The organism is Nocardia sp. CA-145437, assembly GCF_050956485.1.
Lineage (GTDB): Bacteria > Actinomycetota > Actinomycetes > Mycobacteriales > Mycobacteriaceae > Nocardia.
Window position 1 is genome coordinate 5,527,948 of the sequence record NZ_CP191204.1, and the last position, 18,905, is coordinate 5,546,852.

General features: G+C 70.9%; 17 protein-coding genes. 5 read left to right on the top strand and 12 right to left on the bottom strand.

What is annotated here, in order from left to right; genetic code table 11:
• Positions 1–2: 2 nt before the first annotated feature.
• Genes ACQPYY_RS25715 through ACQPYY_RS25730 form a run of 4 tightly spaced genes read right to left on the bottom strand, consistent with a single transcriptional unit; the run spans position 3 to position 5,489 of the window.
• The gene (locus ACQPYY_RS25715; protein WP_433591294.1) at positions 3–1,358 is read right to left on the bottom strand and encodes a CHAT domain-containing protein; all 1,356 of its coding nucleotides are present in this window, start codon (positions 1,356–1,358) and stop codon (positions 3–5) included.
• A complete protein-coding gene (locus ACQPYY_RS25720; RefSeq protein WP_433591295.1) occupies positions 1,355–2,869 on the bottom strand; it encodes a tetratricopeptide repeat protein in 1,515 nt (504 codons plus the stop codon). Before ACQPYY_RS25720 ends, ACQPYY_RS25715 begins: the two co-directional genes overlap by 4 nt.
• A 2-nt stretch (positions 2,870–2,871) precedes the next feature.
• Positions 2,872–4,065, bottom strand: coding sequence for a hypothetical protein (locus ACQPYY_RS25725; RefSeq protein ID WP_433591296.1), 1,194 nt, complete (start codon positions 4,063–4,065; stop codon positions 2,872–2,874).
• The gene (locus ACQPYY_RS25730; RefSeq protein WP_433594730.1) at positions 4,062–5,489 is read right to left on the bottom strand and encodes a hypothetical protein; all 1,428 of its coding nucleotides are present in this window, start codon (positions 5,487–5,489) and stop codon (positions 4,062–4,064) included. Before ACQPYY_RS25730 ends, ACQPYY_RS25725 begins: the two co-directional genes overlap by 4 nt.
• A gap of 148 nt (positions 5,490–5,637) precedes the next feature.
• Between ACQPYY_RS25730 and ACQPYY_RS25735 the strand changes: the two genes are divergently transcribed.
• Both ACQPYY_RS25735 and ACQPYY_RS25740 read left to right on the top strand, forming a co-directional pair.
• Entirely contained in the window at positions 5,638–6,180 is a 543-nt protein-coding gene (locus ACQPYY_RS25735) for a lipoprotein LpqH (protein ID WP_433591297.1), read from the top strand.
• Between the two features lie 93 nt (positions 6,181–6,273).
• Positions 6,274–7,062: a hypothetical protein gene (locus ACQPYY_RS25740; protein ID WP_357086327.1), complete on the top strand. Its 789-nt coding sequence runs from the start codon at positions 6,274–6,276 to the stop codon at positions 7,060–7,062.
• A 62-nt stretch (positions 7,063–7,124) separates the two neighbouring features.
• On the opposite strand, the gene ACQPYY_RS25745 is transcribed toward ACQPYY_RS25740, so the two are convergent.
• The 3 genes from ACQPYY_RS25745 to ACQPYY_RS25755 form a co-directional block, all read right to left on the bottom strand.
• Entirely contained in the window at positions 7,125–7,691 is a 567-nt protein-coding gene (locus ACQPYY_RS25745) for a YbhB/YbcL family Raf kinase inhibitor-like protein (protein ID WP_433591298.1), read from the bottom strand.
• A 106-nt stretch (positions 7,692–7,797) separates the two neighbouring features.
• Positions 7,798–8,544 carry an AraC family transcriptional regulator gene (locus ACQPYY_RS25750; protein WP_379094811.1) on the bottom strand — a complete coding sequence of 249 codons (747 nt, stop codon included), beginning with the start codon at positions 8,542–8,544 and terminating at the stop codon, positions 7,798–7,800.
• A gap of 129 nt (positions 8,545–8,673) precedes the next feature.
• Positions 8,674–9,657, bottom strand: a complete 984-nt coding sequence (locus ACQPYY_RS25755; RefSeq protein ID WP_379094808.1) for a cyclase family protein — start codon at positions 9,655–9,657, stop codon at positions 8,674–8,676.
• A 94-nt stretch (positions 9,658–9,751) separates the two neighbouring features.
• Between ACQPYY_RS25755 and ACQPYY_RS25760 the strand changes: the two genes are divergently transcribed.
• Entirely contained in the window at positions 9,752–10,189 is a 438-nt protein-coding gene (locus ACQPYY_RS25760; RefSeq protein WP_379094805.1) for a T6SS immunity protein Tdi1 domain-containing protein, read from the top strand.
• Positions 10,190–10,202: 13 nt separating this feature from the next.
• Here the strand turns inward: ACQPYY_RS25760 and hutI are convergent, their stop codons facing one another.
• Genes hutI through hutH form a run of 4 tightly spaced genes read right to left on the bottom strand, consistent with a single transcriptional unit; the run spans position 10,203 to position 15,862 of the window.
• Positions 10,203–11,378, bottom strand: coding sequence for an imidazolonepropionase (hutI, locus tag ACQPYY_RS25765; protein ID WP_433594731.1), 1,176 nt, complete (start codon positions 11,376–11,378; stop codon positions 10,203–10,205).
• Positions 11,375–12,670 carry a formimidoylglutamate deiminase gene (locus ACQPYY_RS25770; protein WP_433591299.1) on the bottom strand — a complete coding sequence of 432 codons (1,296 nt, stop codon included), beginning with the start codon at positions 12,668–12,670 and terminating at the stop codon, positions 11,375–11,377. Before ACQPYY_RS25770 ends, hutI begins: the two co-directional genes overlap by 4 nt.
• 1 nt (position 12,671) lies before the next feature.
• Positions 12,672–14,321: a urocanate hydratase gene (gene hutU, locus ACQPYY_RS25775; protein ID WP_379094799.1), complete on the bottom strand. Its 1,650-nt coding sequence runs from the start codon at positions 14,319–14,321 to the stop codon at positions 12,672–12,674.
• A complete protein-coding gene (gene hutH, locus ACQPYY_RS25780; RefSeq protein ID WP_379094796.1) occupies positions 14,318–15,862 on the bottom strand; it encodes a histidine ammonia-lyase in 1,545 nt (514 codons plus the stop codon). The genes hutU and hutH overlap by 4 nt, the downstream gene beginning before the upstream one ends.
• 95 nt (positions 15,863–15,957) lie before the next feature.
• Here hutH and ACQPYY_RS25785 point away from each other — a divergent pair, with 95 nt between their 5' ends.
• Both ACQPYY_RS25785 and ACQPYY_RS25790 read left to right on the top strand, forming a co-directional pair.
• Complete coding sequence (locus ACQPYY_RS25785; protein WP_379094793.1) at positions 15,958–16,749, top strand: SAM-dependent methyltransferase; 792 nt, start codon at positions 15,958–15,960, stop codon at positions 16,747–16,749.
• Positions 16,750–16,788: 39 nt separating this feature from the next.
• Positions 16,789–17,802 carry an alpha/beta hydrolase gene (locus tag ACQPYY_RS25790; protein ID WP_433591300.1) on the top strand — a complete coding sequence of 338 codons (1,014 nt, stop codon included), beginning with the start codon at positions 16,789–16,791 and terminating at the stop codon, positions 17,800–17,802.
• A 28-nt stretch (positions 17,803–17,830) separates the two neighbouring features.
• Here the strand turns inward: ACQPYY_RS25790 and ACQPYY_RS25795 are convergent, their stop codons facing one another.
• Positions 17,831–18,871, bottom strand: a complete 1,041-nt coding sequence (locus ACQPYY_RS25795) for a hypothetical protein (protein WP_433591301.1) — start codon at positions 18,869–18,871, stop codon at positions 17,831–17,833.
• Between the last annotated feature and the right edge of the window lie 34 nt (positions 18,872–18,905).

An 18,905-nucleotide genomic window follows, 5' to 3' on the forward strand; every position in this document is an offset into this window, starting at 1 on the left:
GATCAGCGGGTGTCGACGGTGGCGAACGCCGCCCAGATCAGCGGGGAATGCTCGATCGCCCCGGTCGCGCGCCAGGCGGCCAGATGTGTGCGCTGCCAGGCATTGAGGGCGACGACCGGATCGGCTGTCTCGTGCGCGGAGTCGATGGCGCACACGGCTTCCTGGAACGGGTGCACGGTGTCGGGGATGCCGGAGTACCGGCGGAACGCCAGGTCGGTGGGCAGCGGCCAACGCCCCGCCGTCACCAGTTCCGCGCCACCGGTGAGCATGGCCGCCACCAGGCCGACGGGTTCGGCGAAGCGCAGGTCGCCACCACTCTCACAAGCGATCAGCGCGACCCGGCTCGGAATCGGCCAGATCTCGGGTCCCGTCCGGGGAACACGCACGCCGCCAACACCATTGCCCGTCCCAGCGCGCTTGCCCACGATGCCGGGACCGTAGCCCAGATCATCGCCGAGGTTGCCGGAGCTCGGATCCGCGGCGAGTGCATGCGTGCCCAGCAGCAGGTCGCGCGCCGAGAGCGGGCGATGATCGCGGTAGGCGGGCGCGCAGCCCGGGCTGGCGGCGGTGCAGGACAGGTGCAGAGTGGCCGATTCGCTGCGGCCGGATTCGGGAGCGGCGGCGGTGACGTGGCCGACGTAGAGCAGCCGGGCCGCGCCCGCGTGCAGGGCGCGGCTCAGCCACGCGCGGTCGAGATCGGTGCGGCGGAACGCCTCCACCGGTTCGGCGACGGGCGGGGTGAGGCGGCCGGCGGCCGCGTGGTCGGCGACGAGCGCGGCCAGTGGGGCTGCGGCGGAGTCCATCCGGCCGAGGACGGATCCGAGGGCGGAGTCGGCGCGGAAGCCGGGCACGCGCGGGTCGAGTACCGCGACGACTGGCAGATCGCGGGTGTCCGTCCATGTTCGCGCTACCCGGGCGGGGGCGTGCACGATGCCGGGCGGGGCGAGGACGCTCACGTCGGCGATGTCCAGCAGGCGCACCTCCGGGTCGGGGGCGATCAGTTCCCAGGGCAGTTGGGCGGTGCGGGGCGACGGCTGAATCCGGATGTGGGGGCGAATACCTCGCACGGAGAACTCGTGCAGCGATACGGCCAGGTTGTACGGGAGAAATACCGACGAGAGATACTGCGCCAGCGCGTTTTCCGCCTCGGCGGTCGCCAGTTCACCTGCGGTGAGCGCATTCTCGAGCCCACCGGCGACTCCCGGTGCGGGGAGGGCGGCGGTGAACCGGCTCATGGCCGCTTCGACCTGGTCTTCCGGTACCACTCCGACCCCGGCGGGGGCGCTGTCGTCGATCCAGCGCCAGGTCAGGTAGAGGTCGCCCGCGTCCGCCATGCGGACCAGCACGGTGGGCGTCATGCGGGGATCACGCGATCGGTGCGGACGCGGCGGCCGTAGCGTTGTTCGGCGGCGTCGAGCCAGGCTGCCAGGGCGATGTGGCCGTCCGGTCGCACCGCGATACGAGGCGGTGGCGTGACGGGCAGTCCCGCGCCCGCGGCCACCGCGGCGAGGGCGGTGCCGAGTTGCAGCGCGTCCTGAACCGCGGCCGCCGAGTCCGAGGGCGGATCGAAGGGTTCGAACAGGTCCAGCGGTGCGGGCTGGTCCGCGGCGAGCCGGTCGATGTCCAGGATCGTTCCCGCGCACTGATTGTCGATGAGGTCGGCTACCAGCCGGGCGTCCCCGGCCAGGTAGGCGTACCGGAAGGCGAGCCGCAGGGCGGGATTCACGATCCGGCGGTTCCAGGTGTCACGCTGGGTGCCGTCGGGGAGCTCGTAGCGGACGGCGTCCAAGGCCAGTGCCGCCGGGACCGCTAGATCCACCGCTCGCGCCAGCAGGCCCGGTACGTGCGCGACGAGCGGTTCCAGGAGTCCCGCGTGCCAGTAGTCGAGCTGGGCGCAGTGCAGCCCGAGGCCGCGAGCGGCGTAGGTGCCGCGCGCCGCCGCCAGCTCGGACTCGCCGTCCTCGTATCGTCCCGCCGCGAACGCGTTGGTGGCCAATCGAAGTCGCACGTCCGCTGCCTCGACCACGGCGTGCGACTCTTCGAACCGGTGCAGCGCCGCACGGTACTGAGCGTCCGCGGCACCGGTCCGCCCACGGCGCTCGGCGATGAACCCCATGACCTTCAGACCGATGCCCGCGCGATGCGCCATTCCAGTCGCCTCGAAATACTCCTGGGAGGCGGCCAGCAACGGTTCGGCTTCATCGAAAGCGCCGGTGCGGGTGTGCATCAAAGCCAGGTTCTGCTGTGTCTCGGCGACGCCGCCGGGGTCGGCGACGGCTTCGAAGGCGGCCAGCGCCTGCCCCGCGAAATCCTGGGCCAGTTCCCAGCGCCCGGTCTCGAAATGCGCGGCGGCCAGGTTCATCAGCGGATGCCCGGCCTGCTCCGGCCCGAACCGCCGTGCCGCGTCCAATGATTCACCGGCCAGCTCCAACGCGCGCCACCACTGCTGCCGATGCAGGGCAATCGCCGTCGCGGATACCAGGCACGCCAGCCGCAGATCGCCCGGCGCACCCTCGTACCCGAGCACCTCCCGAGCCTGTTCGAGGGCCGACTGCGCCCCGTCCAGATCCCCGAGATTCTGCAAGGCCTGTGACAAACCGATCAGCGCGCCGGGATACATCCTGGGCGCGTCCTTCCGCATCCGCGCCAGTGCTTCCCGGAACCGCGCGGCCGCCCCGGCGTGATCCCCCAGCCGATCGGTCACCACCGCCACGTCCACCAGCGCACACAACCGCAGATCCCCGTGCTCGACCTCGGCGGCCCGCTCGAATATCCGCAGCCCCTCCAGTAGTTCGCCGCGCGCCACGGCTTCCGCCCCGGCCCGTAACAGCGGGCTCTCGCCCGCGTTCTCGTCGATACCCGTACTCATGCTCAGAAGTCCGAATCACCTGCGGCGGCATCGATTTCGGCGAGCAGTGGCGCGAACGGACCGTCGTCACCGACCTGGGCCGACGCGGTCCGGAGCCGTTCGGCCGCGAAGTCGCGAATTCGCTGACGCACCGCGCCCTGCGCCGCCGCCTGTGGATCGGCCTCGAGGTCGGGCCCGAAGCCCGGGACGCCGATGGCGACGTCCACCGTGGAAGCCGATGCGGGCAAATCGGATTCGCCGGTCCAGCTGTCGCCACCCGGACGCAGTTCGGTCAGCAGCTCACCACGACCGGTGTCGACGCGGGCCCACGGCCGCAGGTGCTCGGGCACCCCTGCGGGCAGGTCCGGATGAGCCGCCACGGCAATGGCGACGGTGGTGACCCCGGCCGCCCGCAGGACCTGCCAGGACACCGCGGATTCGGACGCGTCGACCAGGCCGGGCGGGCACCGCCGCCAGTCCCAGCCACCGGTGCCGCGGGCGAGCACCATGGCGGCGCCGATCCGGTCACCGTCACCGGCCGCGAGCGCGTAATCCGAAGCCCGCAGCGAGGATTCGACAGGTTCCCGAACCGGTGGCGGGACCGCGTCGTCCCCGTCGACCAGCGACTCGCACTCCTCGGTCAGCAGTGCGATATCGCGATCGAGCAGGGCTTGGTCGAGCGCGGCGATGCCGTCCAGTACCGAGACCGGCCACCAGCGTGACGCCCAGTGCGCGTACGCGAGTCTGCGGGCACTCGCCACCAGCGCGGGGAGCCCGGGGGCCGTCGCCGCTTCGGTCAGGCGGCGCTGACGGGAGTCTGCGGGGAGTGTTTGGGACCCGCGATCGACAGCGTCGGCACCGTAGACCCCGTCGTCCACACCGGTCGGCTCGTCGAGGGGAGTATCCGGACCGGTTGCGGCGGTATCGAATTCGGCGAGATCCCTGTCCAGTTCGCGGGCTCGCGGCCGCACGGCGTCGAGCGCGGTGGCGACCAGTTCGCCGTACAGGGCCCATACCCACTCCTGGGCGGCGTCGACATCGTCGATGATCGCTACGGGGAGTTCTTGCGCGGCAAGGACATTCCAGGTCAGGAGGCCGCCGAGTACTTCCAGCACCATGACGCCGGGTCCGGCGGGCGCGACGGCCGGGGTTCCGGCCGGGACGATCGCGCGCACCGCGTCGGGCCAGCGCTCGATGGTGACAGTCGAGTGCGTCATCCCGCCCTCGATTCCAGGGCCTCGGGCTCGGCGGTCGCGGTGGCGGCCAGGGCCTTCTTCACCCGCATGCGGTGGTCCAGGATGACCGACCGTGCCACCCCGTCGAGGAGGTCCCAGAGCTCGACGGCCGCGTACACCGGAAATTCGCGCACATCCCGGCCATGCAATCGCGGCCACAGCCTCCGCAGGTAAGGACGCCACGGCACCCGCAGATCGGCGGCGATGGCACCCAGCGGCCCGTCGACGGCGCCCACGTGCACCGCCATCCGCCGGGCCTGCAAGACGTAGGCCTCGCGTTGCCAGCGCCCGTTGATCAGCCGTGCGGCCGCGCCACCGGCGGCGGGGTCCCCCGAATCTGTCGCGGCCCCGGGGACTCCGGTGGTGATGCCGGGTGAGCCGGCCGCCGCATCCGGTGCACCTGCTCGGGCCTGGGGCGGAACCACGCTCCCGCCATTGCCGTTCGGCCCGTGTCCGCGGTGGTCGCCGAGCGGCCGCAGGGCGACCGCGAGCCGGGCTCCCGCGGCCGCCGCCACCCGCAGCGACTCGTCCAGCAGCGCCCAGGGCGAGCAGGCGCGCGCGATCTCGGCGTCGACGAGCTCCGGAATCGGGGGCAGGTCGGCGCGTTCGCTGGAGGCCTGAAGGACGGTGAAGACCCGCTCGTGAATGGTGCGGTCGAGCGGTAGTCCGAGAGTGGCGGTGGCGGCCGACGCTCCCACTCCGGGCGGTTGCGGCAGCGGGTACAGGGTGAGTCCGAGTTCCTGTGCGGTACTGCCGATCCCACCGTCCCAAAGCCGAATCCCGGTGTGCGTGCCCACGGACGCCGCGACAGCGTCGTCGAGGTCCGGCTGACCGTCCGCATCGTCGAATCGGGTTACGGCGCAGGCGTCGACGAGTTCGCCCAGCAGATCAGCGTGATCGGGGACCTCGGTCAGCGGGCGTCGCCGCCACGCGGTGTCGATCAGCTCGGCGACTTCCCCGGCCCGTTCCGGTTCGGACAGGTACTCCCGCAGCGCCTGGGTGGTGCGCCCCGCGGTGACCCCGTGGATCTCGCGCAGCGCCGCTTCGGCGGCGGGCCGGTCCCGCACAGGATCGGGCCGACCCGAGACGGTGGCCAGTTCGAAGCAGCGCTGGAAGTACAGATCCTGCGCATTGCCCTCGGTGATGCGCAGCGCGCGCCGGGTCTGCTTGAGCAGTGTGAACCAGGCGGCGGTGGCGGCGAGGACGTCGGCGGCGGCGTGGACGCGGGCGGCGAGCAGCACCGCGCCGTCGGCGGTCAGCATGGCTCCGGCGCAGGCCGGGTGCTGGACGGGCCGGATCACCAGGGGATCCAGGATCAGCTTGACGGTGCGGCGGAGGGGCCCGCCGTGGGGTCCGCTCAGGGGTTCGACACCGGCGAGGCGGTGCCAGACCTCATCCAGCACCATGGCCCGCGGTCGTCGCATTCGCCCACGTTATCGCAGTTTCCCCGGCCCGCGCGCCCCGGAAGTTGGGATCGGTAGGCCGGGTGCCGATTCCTACTGTTCTGGCATCGGTTCCACCCCGGAGCCACCATCACGAGAACGAGGAATGACCATGAACACCAAGCCGATCCGCCTCACCACCGCCGTCCTCGCCGCCACCGCCGCGGCCGCGCTGCTGGTGACCGGTTGCAGCTCCAGCGATTCCAAGTCGGGTTCCCCCACCACCGCCGCGACCTCCGCCGCGCCCGGCTCCGCGGCTCCCGCCGGCGGCGCGTCGTCCGCGTCGGTGGACGGCAAGGCGATCAGCGGCAAGTTCGACACCACCTGCGTGAAGCAGGCGGGCACCCTGGCCCTGGCGCTCGCCGACCAGAGCAACGCCACCTACGGCACCCTCGCCGCCAGCGCCACCATCACCGGCGACAACACCGTGCAGGCGGTCGGCATCACCGGCACCAAGGGCGGCGCGAACGGCCAGCCGTACGCGGTGGGTTTCGGTAACGGCATGCCGGGCGGTTCGGCGAAGGTCACCAAGAGCGGCAACACCTACACGGTGTCCGGTGAGGGCGTCGGCGGCGTGGACCTGTCGAACCCGATGGCGGGCCCGAAGACCGAGAAGTTCGAGATCGTCTTCGCCTGCTCCACCATCGTGGGCTGACCCGGCCCGCCCCGGCCCCCCCGTTGTCCCCGCTCGTGCCACCTGGCACGAGCGGGGGCGGCAACCACAACGTCTTCGCATCAGGAGAAACACATGAAGAACCAAATCCGTTACAGCGTCCTCGCTCTCGGCGTCCTGGCCATCGGCTACTACCTGTGGCACGGCCTCACCGCCGACGACGTCTTCGGCTGGGTGGGCCCGCAGATGGCCCTGCCGATCATCGCCCTGACCATCATCCCGATCGTCTTCGCCTTCACCGGCGACGGCATCATGTCGGCCTTCACCGGCACCAATAGCTCCCAGTTCCGCGACGGCCTGGTGGGTTTGGGCACCGTCGAGAGCGTCCGCCAGACCGGCGTGTATCTCAACGAGCAGCCGCAGGTGCGCATCGACTTCCGGGTCGAGGGCGCCGACGGCAAGGTGTTCGCCTCGCACGCCAAGCTGATCGTGCCGCTCACCCAACTGGCCCTGCTGCGGCCGGGCGTGGTGCTGCCGGTCCGCTACCTGCCCGACAGCCTGGACAAGGTCGAGGTGGACCTGTCCGGCGACACCTCGGCGGCCCAGGACGCCATGAACGCGGCCATGATCCGCAAGGGTTTCACCACGCCCGCCAAGCTCGATATCGCCCGGCGCGGCACCGCGGCGCAGGCGGTGGTCCGGTCGCTGTCGGTGCCCGGCGAGATCCGGGACGGCTACACCCGTCTGGACCTGGTCCTGGTGGTCACCCGCCCCGACGGCACCACCTTCGAGACCCGCACCGAGAAGTTCCTGCCCCCGACGGCGGTCTCGCTGGTCCAGGTCGGCCGCATCGTGGGCGTCCACTACCTGCCGGAGAACGAACAGGAGGTGGTGCTGTCGCTGCCCGTCAACGCCGCCGGATGATGAACGACCGGATCGAATCCCCCAGAGCCGCAGGCCTTGCCGCCCGCGGCTCTCGTGCTGTGTCAGGAACGTTCGTAGAACCCGTCGATCCGCCCGCGCCCGCAGGCCCGCGCGGCGTCGAGCACCTTGTGCGGTGTGGCGGCGTCGAGCGCCCGGCCGCCGGGCAGCGCGACCGGTTCGGCCAGCGCGAACACCTGGAAGACGTAGCGGTGCGGTCCGTGCCCGCGAATCGGCCCGGGCCCCATGTAGCCCCGGCCCCAGCTCGACCGCAGCAGCCGGACGCCCTCGGCGTCGGTGCCGGAACCCAGTGCGCCCGTCGCCAATTCGCTGATGCCAGGTTCGATCAGTGCGAGCGCGTGCACGAACGGCCCGCCGAACGGCGCGTCCTGGTCCTCGACCACCACCAGCAGTCCGGCATATCCGGCCGGTAGCCCCGACCAGGCCAGCGCGGGCGAAAGATCCTGCCCTCCGACTCTTCTCATGGTGTGCCGGATGTCCAGCCGCGCCTCGTGCGCGAAGTCCGTGCTCGTCACCTCGAAGACGTCGCCCGCGCCCAGATTCGCCCGGCCCCAGGCCAGCTCCGCGGCCGTCGCGCGCCGATTCCGGAGTATTTTCCCGATGACCGCCACGTGTTCTCCTTGCTCATCGGCTGGACTCTGATCACCCCGCCCGGACCGCCGTTGGCTGCTGGCAGCCCGCGCCTCCGGCCTGACGGCCGCGGCGGTTCACCCGGCGTCACCCGGGGGACGCCGGGGTCGCGCCCTGCTCACCGAGTTCGAGCCGGAACCCGGTGGGGGTGGTCGCCGTGTGGGCACGGAAGAACTTGGTGAAGTTGGCCGGGTCGTCGAAGCCGAGGTGACGGGCGCAGTCGGCGGTGGTGGCGGGACTCTGCGCGAGCAGGCGTTTCGCCTCCAGGGTGACGCGCGCGTTCACGTACTGCTTGGCGGTGACCCCGATGGCGGCTTGCACGGCGCGTGAGAGGGTGCGCGGCGAGTAGCCGAGTTGTGCCGCGTACCAGGACACTTCCCGGGTGTCGGCGTGACAGCGTTCGACCAGGCGCGCGAACCGGCCGAAGAGGTCGGTGGGTTCCGGCGGCGCCGGCAGGGCCGCCGACAGCCGCAGGGTGACCGCGCCGAGCAGGTGCCCGAGGATGGCGGCGTCGGGCGGATCGGCGGCGTATTCCCCGGCCAGATGGTCGAAGGCACTGTCGGTCAGGGCATTGGCGGCCACGATCGGGGGTGTGGACGGCAGCCGTCCGAGCACCGCGGCCGGAACCAGGTCGGAGCGCACCAGCACGAGATCGCCCTTCAGGTCGGCGATGTCGTCCCAGCGGTGCGTCCAGCCGGGATGGATCCAGGCGATGGTGTCGGCGGTGAGTTCGTGTGCCGCGAAGTCGACGGTCAGCCGCCCGCTGCCCGCGGTGCACCGGGCCAGCACGTGGAAATCGCCGCGAATGGTCTCCCGGCCCAGGGCGACGGACATGCCGCGGAGCCGGTCGAAGTCCAGCAGTTCGAGACCGGTGGGGGCACCGGCCCTCGGCGCGTACCGCGGTGTTCGACTGGGTTGTCCGCTTTCGACCATGAGCGTTGCCGAATCTACCGGCCGCCGGTCCTATTTGATGGCGATCGGGCTGATCGGGGTCCCCACCGCACCGGGAATTCGCAAAGCGGGCGCGCAGAGCAGGAAGTCGTAGACGCCGTCCTCGGCGCAATCGCGGGACAGCGCTTCGAGATCCCAGATCTCGCCGAGCGGCATGCCCATGTCCCGCAGCGCGATCATGTGCAGCGGCATCATGACCCCGTCCTCGGGCCGGATCACCTCGACGGCCGGGTTGTCGGCGGCGACGGCGGCGATGTCGTGTTCGTGGAACCATTCCGCGCACCGCCAGCTCAGGCCGGGGCTGCCCGCGAACCATTCGCCGTGCCTGCGGGTTTCGAGGAAGCGGGTCCACCACCCGGTGCGCACCACCAGGATGTCGCCAGGCCGCAGCTCGACGTCCTGGGCCTCGGCCACCGCGGCCAGTTCCTGCGGGCTGATGACGGCGGCCGGTTCGAGTCGGTCCACGTTCCGGTGCCGGGCCACGTCCAGCAGGACGCCGCGGCCGACCACGCCGCCGCCCTCGGCGATCCGCTCGATACCCAACTTCGTCGCACCGAAGCTGGTGACCGAACCGGCCGGGTACCCGTTGTAGAGCAGTCCGTCGTAGTACACGTGCGAGATGGCGTCCCATTGCGTGGACGATTGCAGCGGCATCATCAGGTAGTCGTCGTTGAAGCGCATCGGGCCGTGCCCGTACAGTCCGGCGACCTGGGCTTCGGTGGGTCCGCCCCAGCCTTCGAGGTAGCCCGCGAGCTCGGCGTCGCCGCCGTCGAGGGACATCAGGTGGATGGGGTTGCGCCGGTAGCCGCTGGAACCCTGCGGGCCGTAGGCGTCGATGGGGATGCCGAGCTGGATGGCGCGGCCCCGCAGCGCCCGGGTGGCGGCGTAGGCGATGCGGTCCGGTGTGAGGTGGTTCAGTGCCCCGAGCTGGTCGTCGTCGCCCCAGCGACCCCAGTTCCGCACGCGCTCAGCGGCTTTGCGCCATTCCTCGGTCACCGGGCACCTCCATGTCGATCGGTCGCTCGATATCTACCCGGTGCCGCGGAACCTGTCGAGTGAGAGTCCCGGCCGGTCTGGTTGGATGGTCGCGGTGACCAGCGTTCCCTTCCGCCTCATCGGCGACCTGCGTATGGACCGGGTGATGCCGGCGTGGGCCGAGCAGTATCCGCCGTACGACACGGTGGTCGGCTACTCGGATCTGGGGCACGCGTTCCTGATGAGCAGCCGCACCGGCGAGTACGGCATCTTCGACCCGTACAGTCCCGGCGTGAAGGATTACGGCGTCTTCACCGAGGTCACCGATTTCGTCAGCCGGGTCCTGTTCGATCCGAGCGTCATCACCTACGTACTGCAGCCGGGTCATGTCGCCGAGATCCGCCGACGCCTCGGCCCGCTCGACGACGGCGAGGTCTACATCGCCACCCCGTACCCCTTCCTCGGCGGTTCCGAGACGCCGGACGCCTATCAGAAGGGCGGCGTCTGGGTGTTCTTCGATCTGGTGGCGCAGGCGCACGAACAGGATTCGTGAGCAAGCGCTCCGGCTAGCCGGGCCGCACCTGTTCGCCGCGCCGCCAGACCGACCGGGTCAGCGGGACGCCGGGGCGGTACGCGAGATGGATGGCGGAGGGTGCGTCGAGCATGTGGAGGTCGGCCGCGGAGTCCGGGCGCAGCACCCCCACCGCGCCGGGCGCCGACAGATCGTGGGCGAGCGCTTGGGCGCCGCCCGCGGTCGCGGCCCAGATCGCCTCGGCGATAGTCAGATTCATCTGCAGGACCGCGGTGGCCACGCAGTAGGCCATGGAGGTCGTATAGGAGCTGCCGGGGTTGGCGTTCGTGGCGAGCGCGATCCGGGCGCCGGCGTCCAGCAGGCGGCGGGCGGGGGCGAGTGGCTGGCGAGTGGAGAGGTCGCAGGCCGGCAGCAGGGTGGCGATGGTGGTGGAATCGGCCAGCGCGTCGACATCGGCGTCGGTCAGGTGGGTGCAGTGGTCGACACTGGCCGCGCCGTGCTCGACGGCCAGTCGGACACCCGGCCCGGGGCCCAGTTGATTGCCGTGGACGCGAAGACCCAGGCCGCGTGCGCGGCCCGCCGTCAGCACCCGGGCCGACTGATCGGCGTCGAAAGCGCCTGTCTCACAGAAGACATCGGTCCAGCGGACATACGGCGCGACCGCGTCGAGCATGGGTCCGCAGACCAGGTCCAGGTACTCGTCGGCGGACAGTTCGGGCGGGACCATGTGCGCGCCCAGGAACGTGACCTCGTCCGCGATGTCGGCGGCCACCATGGCACAGCGCTGTTCGTCGGCGACGGTCAGCCCGTAACCGGTCTTGGTCTCCAGGTAGGTGGTGCCCTGACGCAGGGCTTCGGCCCGCAACCGCCGCAGGTTCGCGGCCAGGGTGGCATCGCTGACCGCTCGGGTGGCATCGACCGTGGTGCGAATACCGCCCGCGGAGTACGGGATTCCGCTCATCCGGGCCCCGAATTCGGCGGTGCGATCCCCCGCGAACACCAGGTGGGTGTGGCTGTCCACCCAGCCGGGCAGTACGGCCCTGCCTCCGGCGTCCACGTGGTGATCGGCAGCCGGAGCCGACGCGGTGGGGCCGATCCAGCGCACAAGGTCGTACTCGATCACCAGGGCCGCGTCGCGCAGGACGCCGTACTCCGCCGTATTGGTGGTGAGTTCGCCGATGCCGGTGATGACCGTGGTCTCCGGGTTCATCGCCATAGTGCTCCGATCTCGGTGTCGAGGGCCGCGGCGACATCGCCGAGGGTTCCGTGGGCGCGATCGCGGACCACCCAGCGGCCCGCGACCATGACATCGGTGACGTCGGATGCGGTGGCCGCGAACAAAATTCCGTCCCCGGTCACGCCCGCGGTGCGCGGTGACGCCGTGTCCACGCACACCAGGTCGGCGTCCCGGCCGGGAGCGATCACGCCCGGGCCGGTCCATCCCGAGGCGGCGTGTGCGGTGGCGGCGGACCGCAGTTCGCCCGCGCCGAATCGTCCCCGCTCGCCGCTGCGGAGCCGTTCGTGCATTTCCAGGGCCCGCGCCTCGAACCAGGGGTCGATGACCGACTGCCCGTCACTGCCGAGCGCCAGCCGCACCCCGGCGTCGGCCAGCGCCCGGGCGGGCCCGATGCCGTCGCCGAGATCGGCTTCCGTACCGGGGCACAGGCACGCCCAGCACTCCCCGAGGGCGGTGATATCCCCGGGCGTCAGATGAGTCGCGTGCACCGCGACCGTGCGCGGGCCGAGCGCACCGGCGGCCGCGAGCAGTTCGGTGGGCGTGCAGCCGTGGACCGCGAGGCATTCCTCGTTCTCCCGCGGCTGCTCGGACAGGTGGACGTGCAGGGTCCGGTCCCCCGCGCCATGTACCACAGTGGGCAGCTGATCCGCGGGGACGGCCCGCACCGAGTGGATCGCCGCCCCGACCTGCACCAATCCCCTTGCCGGGGAGAAGGATTCGAGCCGCTGCGCCCACGCCTCCGCATCGCCGTCGTCGAACCGCTGCTGCGCACCGGCCGTCGGCTGACCGAAACCGCCTGCCAGATAACACACGTCGAGCAGCGTCAGCCGGATCCCGGCATCGGTGGCGGCCGCGACCAGCGCGTGCGAGAACTCGTTGGAGTCGGCGTACCGCTGCCCGTGCGCCGCATGATGCAGGTAGTGGAACTCCGCGACGCTGGTGTAGCCCGCGAGCACCATCTCGGCGTACACCGCGCGCGCCAGCCGGTAATAGGAGTCCGGCTCCAGGCGTGCGGCGACCGCGTACATGCGGTCCCGCCAGGTCCAGAAGCTGCCCCGACCCGACTGGGCCCGTCCGCGCAGCGCCCGATGGAACGCGTGCGAGTGCGCGTTGGCGAACCCCGGCACCACCATGCCGGGCAGCCGGGTCCCGCAGGCCCGTTCACCGCTGGCCACCGCCACGATGACGCCCTCGGCGACATCGATGCGCACCCCCTCCGCCACCCCCGACGGCAGCCACGCGCGCTCACCCCAGTAGGTGGTCAATTCAGGCCTCCCCCAGAGGAATTCGGACGCCCTTCGCCCGCGCGACGGCATCGGCCTCCGGGTATCCGGCATCGACGTGCCGGAACACCCCCGTGGCCGGATCATTGGTGAGCACCCGGTCGAGTTTCTGCGCGGCCAGCGGCGTCCCGTCCGCGACGGTCACCTGTCCGGCGTGGATGGAGCGCCCCATGCCGACCCCGCCGCCGTGGTGGATGGACACCCAGCTCGCCCCGGACGCCGTATTGACGAGGGCGTTGAGCAGTGGCCAGTCGGCGATGGCGTCGGAACCGTCGGCCATGCCCTCGGTTTCGCGGTACGGCGAGGCGACCGACCCGCAGTCGAGGTGGTCGCGCCCGATCACCAGCGGCGCGCTGACCGTCCCGTCCGCGACCAGTTCGTTGAAGCGCAGTCCGGCGGCCTGCCGTTCGCCGTAGCCGAGCCAGCAGATGCGGGCGGGCAGGCCCTGGAAGGCGACCCGGTCGCGGGCCAGCCGGATCCAGCGAGCCAGGGATTCCTGTTCCGGGAACAGGTCGAGGACGGCGCGATCGGTGGCGGCGATATCGGCCGGGTCGCCGGACAGCGCGACCCACCGGAACGGTCCCTTGCCCTCGCAGAACAGCGGGCGGATGTAGGCGGGGACGAAACCGGGGAAGTCGAAGGCCCGCTCGTATCCGGCCAGTTTCGCCTCGCCGCGAATCGAGTTGCCGTAGTCGAAGACCTCCGCGCCCCGGTCCAGGAACCCGACCATGGCCCCCACGTGGATGGCCATGGATTCCCGTGCGCGGCGGGTGAATTCGTCGGGTTTGCGGCCCGCGTAGTCGTCCCAGTCCTCGACGGCGACGCCGATCGGCAGGTAGGTCAGCGGATCGTGGGCGGAGGTCTGGTCGGTGACGATGTCCACCGGGACCTCCCGGCGCAGCAGTTCCGGCAGTACTTCGGCGGCATTGCCGATGAGCCCCACCGACAGTGGCCGCCGTGCGGCCTTGGCGGCGAGCACCCGGGTCAGGGCGTCGTCGATGTCGTCGGCGATCTCGTCGAGGTAGCGGGTCTCGACCCGCCGCCGGGCATGGCGCGGATCGCATTCGACGCACAGCGCCACGCCGCCGTTCATGGTGACGGCCAGTGGTTGCGCCCCGCCCATACCGCCCAGGCCGGCGGTCAGGGTGAGGGTTCCGGCGAGGGTGCCGCCGAAACGCTTGGCCGCCACCGCCGCGAAGGTCTCGTAGGTGCCCTGCAGGATGCCCTGGGTGCCGATGTAGATCCAGGATCCGGCGGTCATCTGCCCGTACATGGTCAGCCCGGCCGCCTCCAGCCGCCGGAATTCCGGCCAGTTCGCCCAGTCCGGCACCAGATTCGAGTTGGCGATGAGGACCCGGGGCGCCCATTCGTGGGTGCGCAGCACGCCGACCGGCTTGCCGGACTGCACCAGCAGCGTCTCGTCGGCGCTCAGGTCGACGAGGGTGCGGGCGATGGCGTCGAAGCAGCGCCAGTCGCGGGCGGCTTTGCCGGTGCCGCCGTAGACGACCAGGTCGCCGGGTCGTTCGGCCACGTCGGGATCGAGGTTGTTGTGCAGCATCCGCCAGGCGGCCTCGGTCTGCCAGGTGCGGGCGGTGAGGGTGCTGCCGCGGGCCGCGCGAACCGTTCTGGTCATGACGAAACCCCTTGTCCGAGAAGGTGATCCATCGCTCCTGAATGCAGGAGGTCGGTGACGGCGGCGATATCGGGCGCGAGATGCCGATCGGGTCCGGGGCCGGGGACCCGGGTGCGGACCAGGTCCCGCAGGGCGCCGGTCACCGGAGCGGGCCGCAGCGGCGCGCGGAAGTCCAAGGCTCTTGCGGCGGTGAGCAGTTCGATGGTCAGCACGGTCGTCAGCCCGTCCACCGCACGGCGCAGTTTGCGGGCCGCCGACCACCCCATGGACACGTGGTCCTCCTGCATGGCGCTCGAGGGGATGGAGTCCACCGACGCCGGGACCGCGCATCGCTTCAGCTCCGACACCACCCCGGCCTGCGTGTACTGCGCGATCATGTACCCGGAGTCGACGCCCGGGTCGGCCGCCAGGAACGCGGGCAGCCCGTGCGAGCGGTGCACGTCGAGCATCCGGTCGGTGCGCCGCTCGGCGATCCCGGCCACGTCGGCGACGGCGATGGCCAGGAAGTCGAGCACATAGCCCACCGGCGCCCCGTGGAAGTTGCCGTTGGACTCCACCCGGCCGTCGGCCAGCACCACGGGATTGTCGATGGCGGAGGCCAATTCGCGTTCGGCGACGGTCTCGGCGTGGGTGAGGGTGTCGCGGGCCGCGCCGTGTACCTGCGGTGCGCACCGCAGCGAATAGGCGTCCTGGACGCGCGGGCAGTCCTCGCCGCGATGGCTGGCCACGATCTCCGATCCGGCCAGCGCCGTCCGCATACGCGCGGCCGACACCGCCTGCCCGGGATGCGGGCGCAGCGCCTGGAGGTCGGCGGCGAAGACGCGGTCGGTGCCGAGCAGCGCCTCCACGCTCATGGCGGCGGTGAGGTCGGCCAGGTCGAAGAGCCGATGCAGGTCCTCGATGGCCAGCACCAGCATGCCGAGCATGCCTTCGGTGCCGTTCGTGAGGGCCAGACCTTCCTTCTCCGCCAAGATGATCGGGGTCAGTCCGTGCTCGGCCAGCGCGGGCGCGATGGGTCGCGCGCCGTCGGGGCCGAGCACCGAGCCTTCCCCCATGAGCGCCAGCGCGACCGCGGCCAGCGGGGCCAGATCGCCCGAGCAGCCCAGCGAACCGTATTCCGGCACCACCGGAATCAGTCCGCTGTCCAGGAGCGCGGCCAGTGCACGGGCGGTTTCGGGCCGGACGCCGGTGTACCCGGACAACAAGGTGCGCAGCCGCAGCAGCATCATGGCGCGCACCACCTCGGGTTCGACGGGCGCTCCGGCCCCCGCGGCGTGCGAGCGAATCAGCGAGCGCTGCAGGTCGGTTCGCCGATCCGCCGGAATGTGCCGCAGGGCCAGCGCCCCGAATCCGGTGGACACCCCGTAGACGGGCCGGTCGCTGTGCGCCAGCTCGTCGATGTCGCGGCGCCTGCGTTCCAGGTCCGCCAGTGCCCGCGCGTCGACGTCCACCCACGCGTGGCGGCGGGCCACCGCCACCACCGCCGCCCGCGTCAGGGGCCCCGCTCCCACCGGTACCCGCTCGGTTCCGATTCGCGTCATGGGCACCATTCTGGCGGGTTGCGGGTAAGCTGCGCGTTTCCCTCTGGCGCGCGCCGCCGATTGTTACCATCGGCGTGGATGTCGAGGGAGGTGCGGTGTCTGAGAACAATCGAGCACCGGTTGGTGTGGACCCGTTCCGGCCCAACCCTGCTCGGGTGTACAACTACATGCTCGGCGGCAAGGACAACTACGACGCCGATCGCGAATACGGCGATCGGATGCTCGAAGTCGCGCCCGATACCCGGGTGACCGCCTGGCACAGTCGGCGTTTCCTGCTGCGTGCCGTCGAGTTGGCCGCCGACGCGGGTATCCGCCAGTTCGTGGATATCGGCGCGGGCATTCCGATCTCGCCGAATGTGCACGAGGTGGCGCAGGAGATCGAGCCGACCTCGATCGTGGCGTCCATCGATTTCGATCCCGTGGTGTTCGCCCACAGCAATGCCTTGCTGACCGGCGCGCCGGGCGTGACGCCGATCCTCGCCGACATTCGCGAACCGGACAAGATTCTCGAATTGGCGCGTATCGAAGCCGGAATCGACTTCTCGCAGCCGGTCGCCTTCCTCATCGTGGGTGTCCTGCATTTCGTCATGGACGACGAGAAGCCGTTCGAAGCGGTGGCCCGCCTGCGCGAGGCCATGGCCCCGGGCAGCCTGCTCGCCATCCAGCACGCCTCGACCAATACCCACCCGTTCTTCAAGAACACCGCCGCCACCAATGCCGCGAACAGCCCCGCCCAGCCCGATTTCCGCCCGCCGGAACGGGTGCGGGAGTTCTTCGACGGCATGGAGATGCTGCCCCCGGGTCTGGTCGCCGCCAACGAGTGGCTCGCGGTCGACCCGGGCCCGACCAGTCTCGTCGTCCTCTGTGGTATCGGCCGGAAGCTCTGAGCCGCAGCCCATCCCGATCCCCGGAAGGGAATTACCCACGTGCACACCAAGTTCCGTGCGCTGGCTGTGAGCGCCGCCGCGACGCTGTTGTGCTTCACCCCGGGCGTCGCCCAGGCCGACGACTCGACGGCCGGCCGGTGCCAGGACGTCAGCTTCCCGGTGTCGCAGGGCACGCTGTCGGGGACGCTGTGCCTGCCCGACGGTCCCGCCGACGCGGTCATGGTCCTGATGTCGGGCTCCAACTACAACCACGTCTACTGGGACTTCCCGTACCAGCCGGAGACCTACAACTTCCGCCAGGCCATGAACAAGGCCGGATACGCGACACTGGTGGCCGACCGGCTCGGCAACGGCGCGAGCACCCGGCCGCCCAGTCTCTCGCTGACGGCCACCGCCACCGCCGACGCCCTGCACGTCATGGTGCAGTCGCTGCGCGCCGGACTGGCGGGCAAAGCCCCCTTCGCCAAGGTGGTCACGGTCGGGCACTCGCTCACGTCGAGCACCTCGGTCATGGAGGCCATCGGCTATCACGACGTGGACGGCGTCGTGCTCACCGGCTACTCGCACACGCTCAGCGTCCCCGACGTGCTGGGGGTGATCAGCAGCTACTATCCAGCCGTCGAGGATCCCGGATTCGCCGGGCGCGGTTACGATTCCACGTATCTGGTCACCCGCCCCGGGGCCCGCGCCGCCGACTTCCACGGCCTGAACCCGGATCCGCAGGTGGTCGCCCTCGACGAGGCCACCAAGGAGACCTTCTCCCTCACCGAGTATCCCGACGGCCTGCTCGCCACGCTGCCCGGCGAGTCCAGCCTGATGACCGCCCCGGTGCTGTTGGTGGACGGGAGCCGCGACCGCATGGTCTGTGGTCCGGGCTTCAGTGTCTGTGCCGACAGCGCCACCCTCCAGGCCGCCGAGAGTCCCTACTTCTCACCGGCCGCGAAGTTGCGCGCCTACGTGCTGCCCGACAGTGGTCACGCCATCAACCTGGCCCCGAACACCCGCGACTACCACGCCGTCGTCGTCGATTGGATGAAGTCGGTCGTCGGCTGAGGCCGAATCAGCCTGGGCTGAGGCCGAATCAGCCTGCGGTGGCGAGGAAGCCGGCGCGAGTGACCAGAGCGTCGGCGATCGGGCGCGGTCGGCGGCCCAGACCGCACGCACTGGCCACCCCGTCGACCGGACGACCCAGTGCCTTCTCGACGATCCGCAGCGTCTCGATTTGCGCTGCCTCGGTGGGGCTTTCGTGGACCAGCCCGGCGTGGAAGCGGGCGCCCGCGGGCAGGTCCAGGCCCGCGAGGGGCGCGTAGAAGGCGGGATCCGTGGACGGCGGGATGTCTCCGGCCGCCAGCGGGCCGTGGATGAATTCCAGGGTTCTTCCCGAAGGCCACTGCCGGGCAATCGAATTCGCCAGCGTCACCAGCGGTCTGGTGTCCCGCAAGGTGGTTCGCGCCTTGTTGTTCATGCTGCCCAGGCACAAATGGACGCCGATGCGGGTCCCCGGCGGTGTCGCCGCGGCCATCTCGGCGATGCCGCGACCCAGGCCGGCCGCCGCCTCCACCTGCCGGTGCAGGGGCTGGGTCGTGGCCATCAGCACCATCTCGGCGGTCGCCTCGAACTGCACGACCACGTCGTCACCGGCCAGCGCGCGAATGGTCTCGATATCGCGAATACTGGCGTCCTGGAAAGCTTTCCGATGCTTGCGCACGCCGCACCGGCCCATGGCGATGAACGCCAGGGTGAAGGCGGTGGGCATCCCGATCTGCAGCGACAGCCCGGGCAGATCCCGTTCCGCGCGCAGTGCCCGGAAGATCGGCATCGCCTCCTGGGCCTCGGCCAGGTACCCCAGTTCCATCATGCCGCCGGTCAGCGCGACACCCCGGGCCGCACGGTGGATGGTGCGTTCGTGACTGGAGAGCCAGGTGCCGCTCCTCTTCACCTCGAGCGCACCCTGGGCGACCAGGTCGTCGATGATGGGCTGGATGTACCACTCGTAGCGGCGGGTCTCCCCCGTGGGCAGGGTGCGTAACCGCGGGCCCGCACCGTCCAGCATCGCCCGCATCGCATCGCCGGTGCTCTCGGCCGGAAAGCTCCCGACGAAGTGCACATTTCGCGCGCCCATACCGTGCATCGTAGATCTTCGATCACATTTCTCG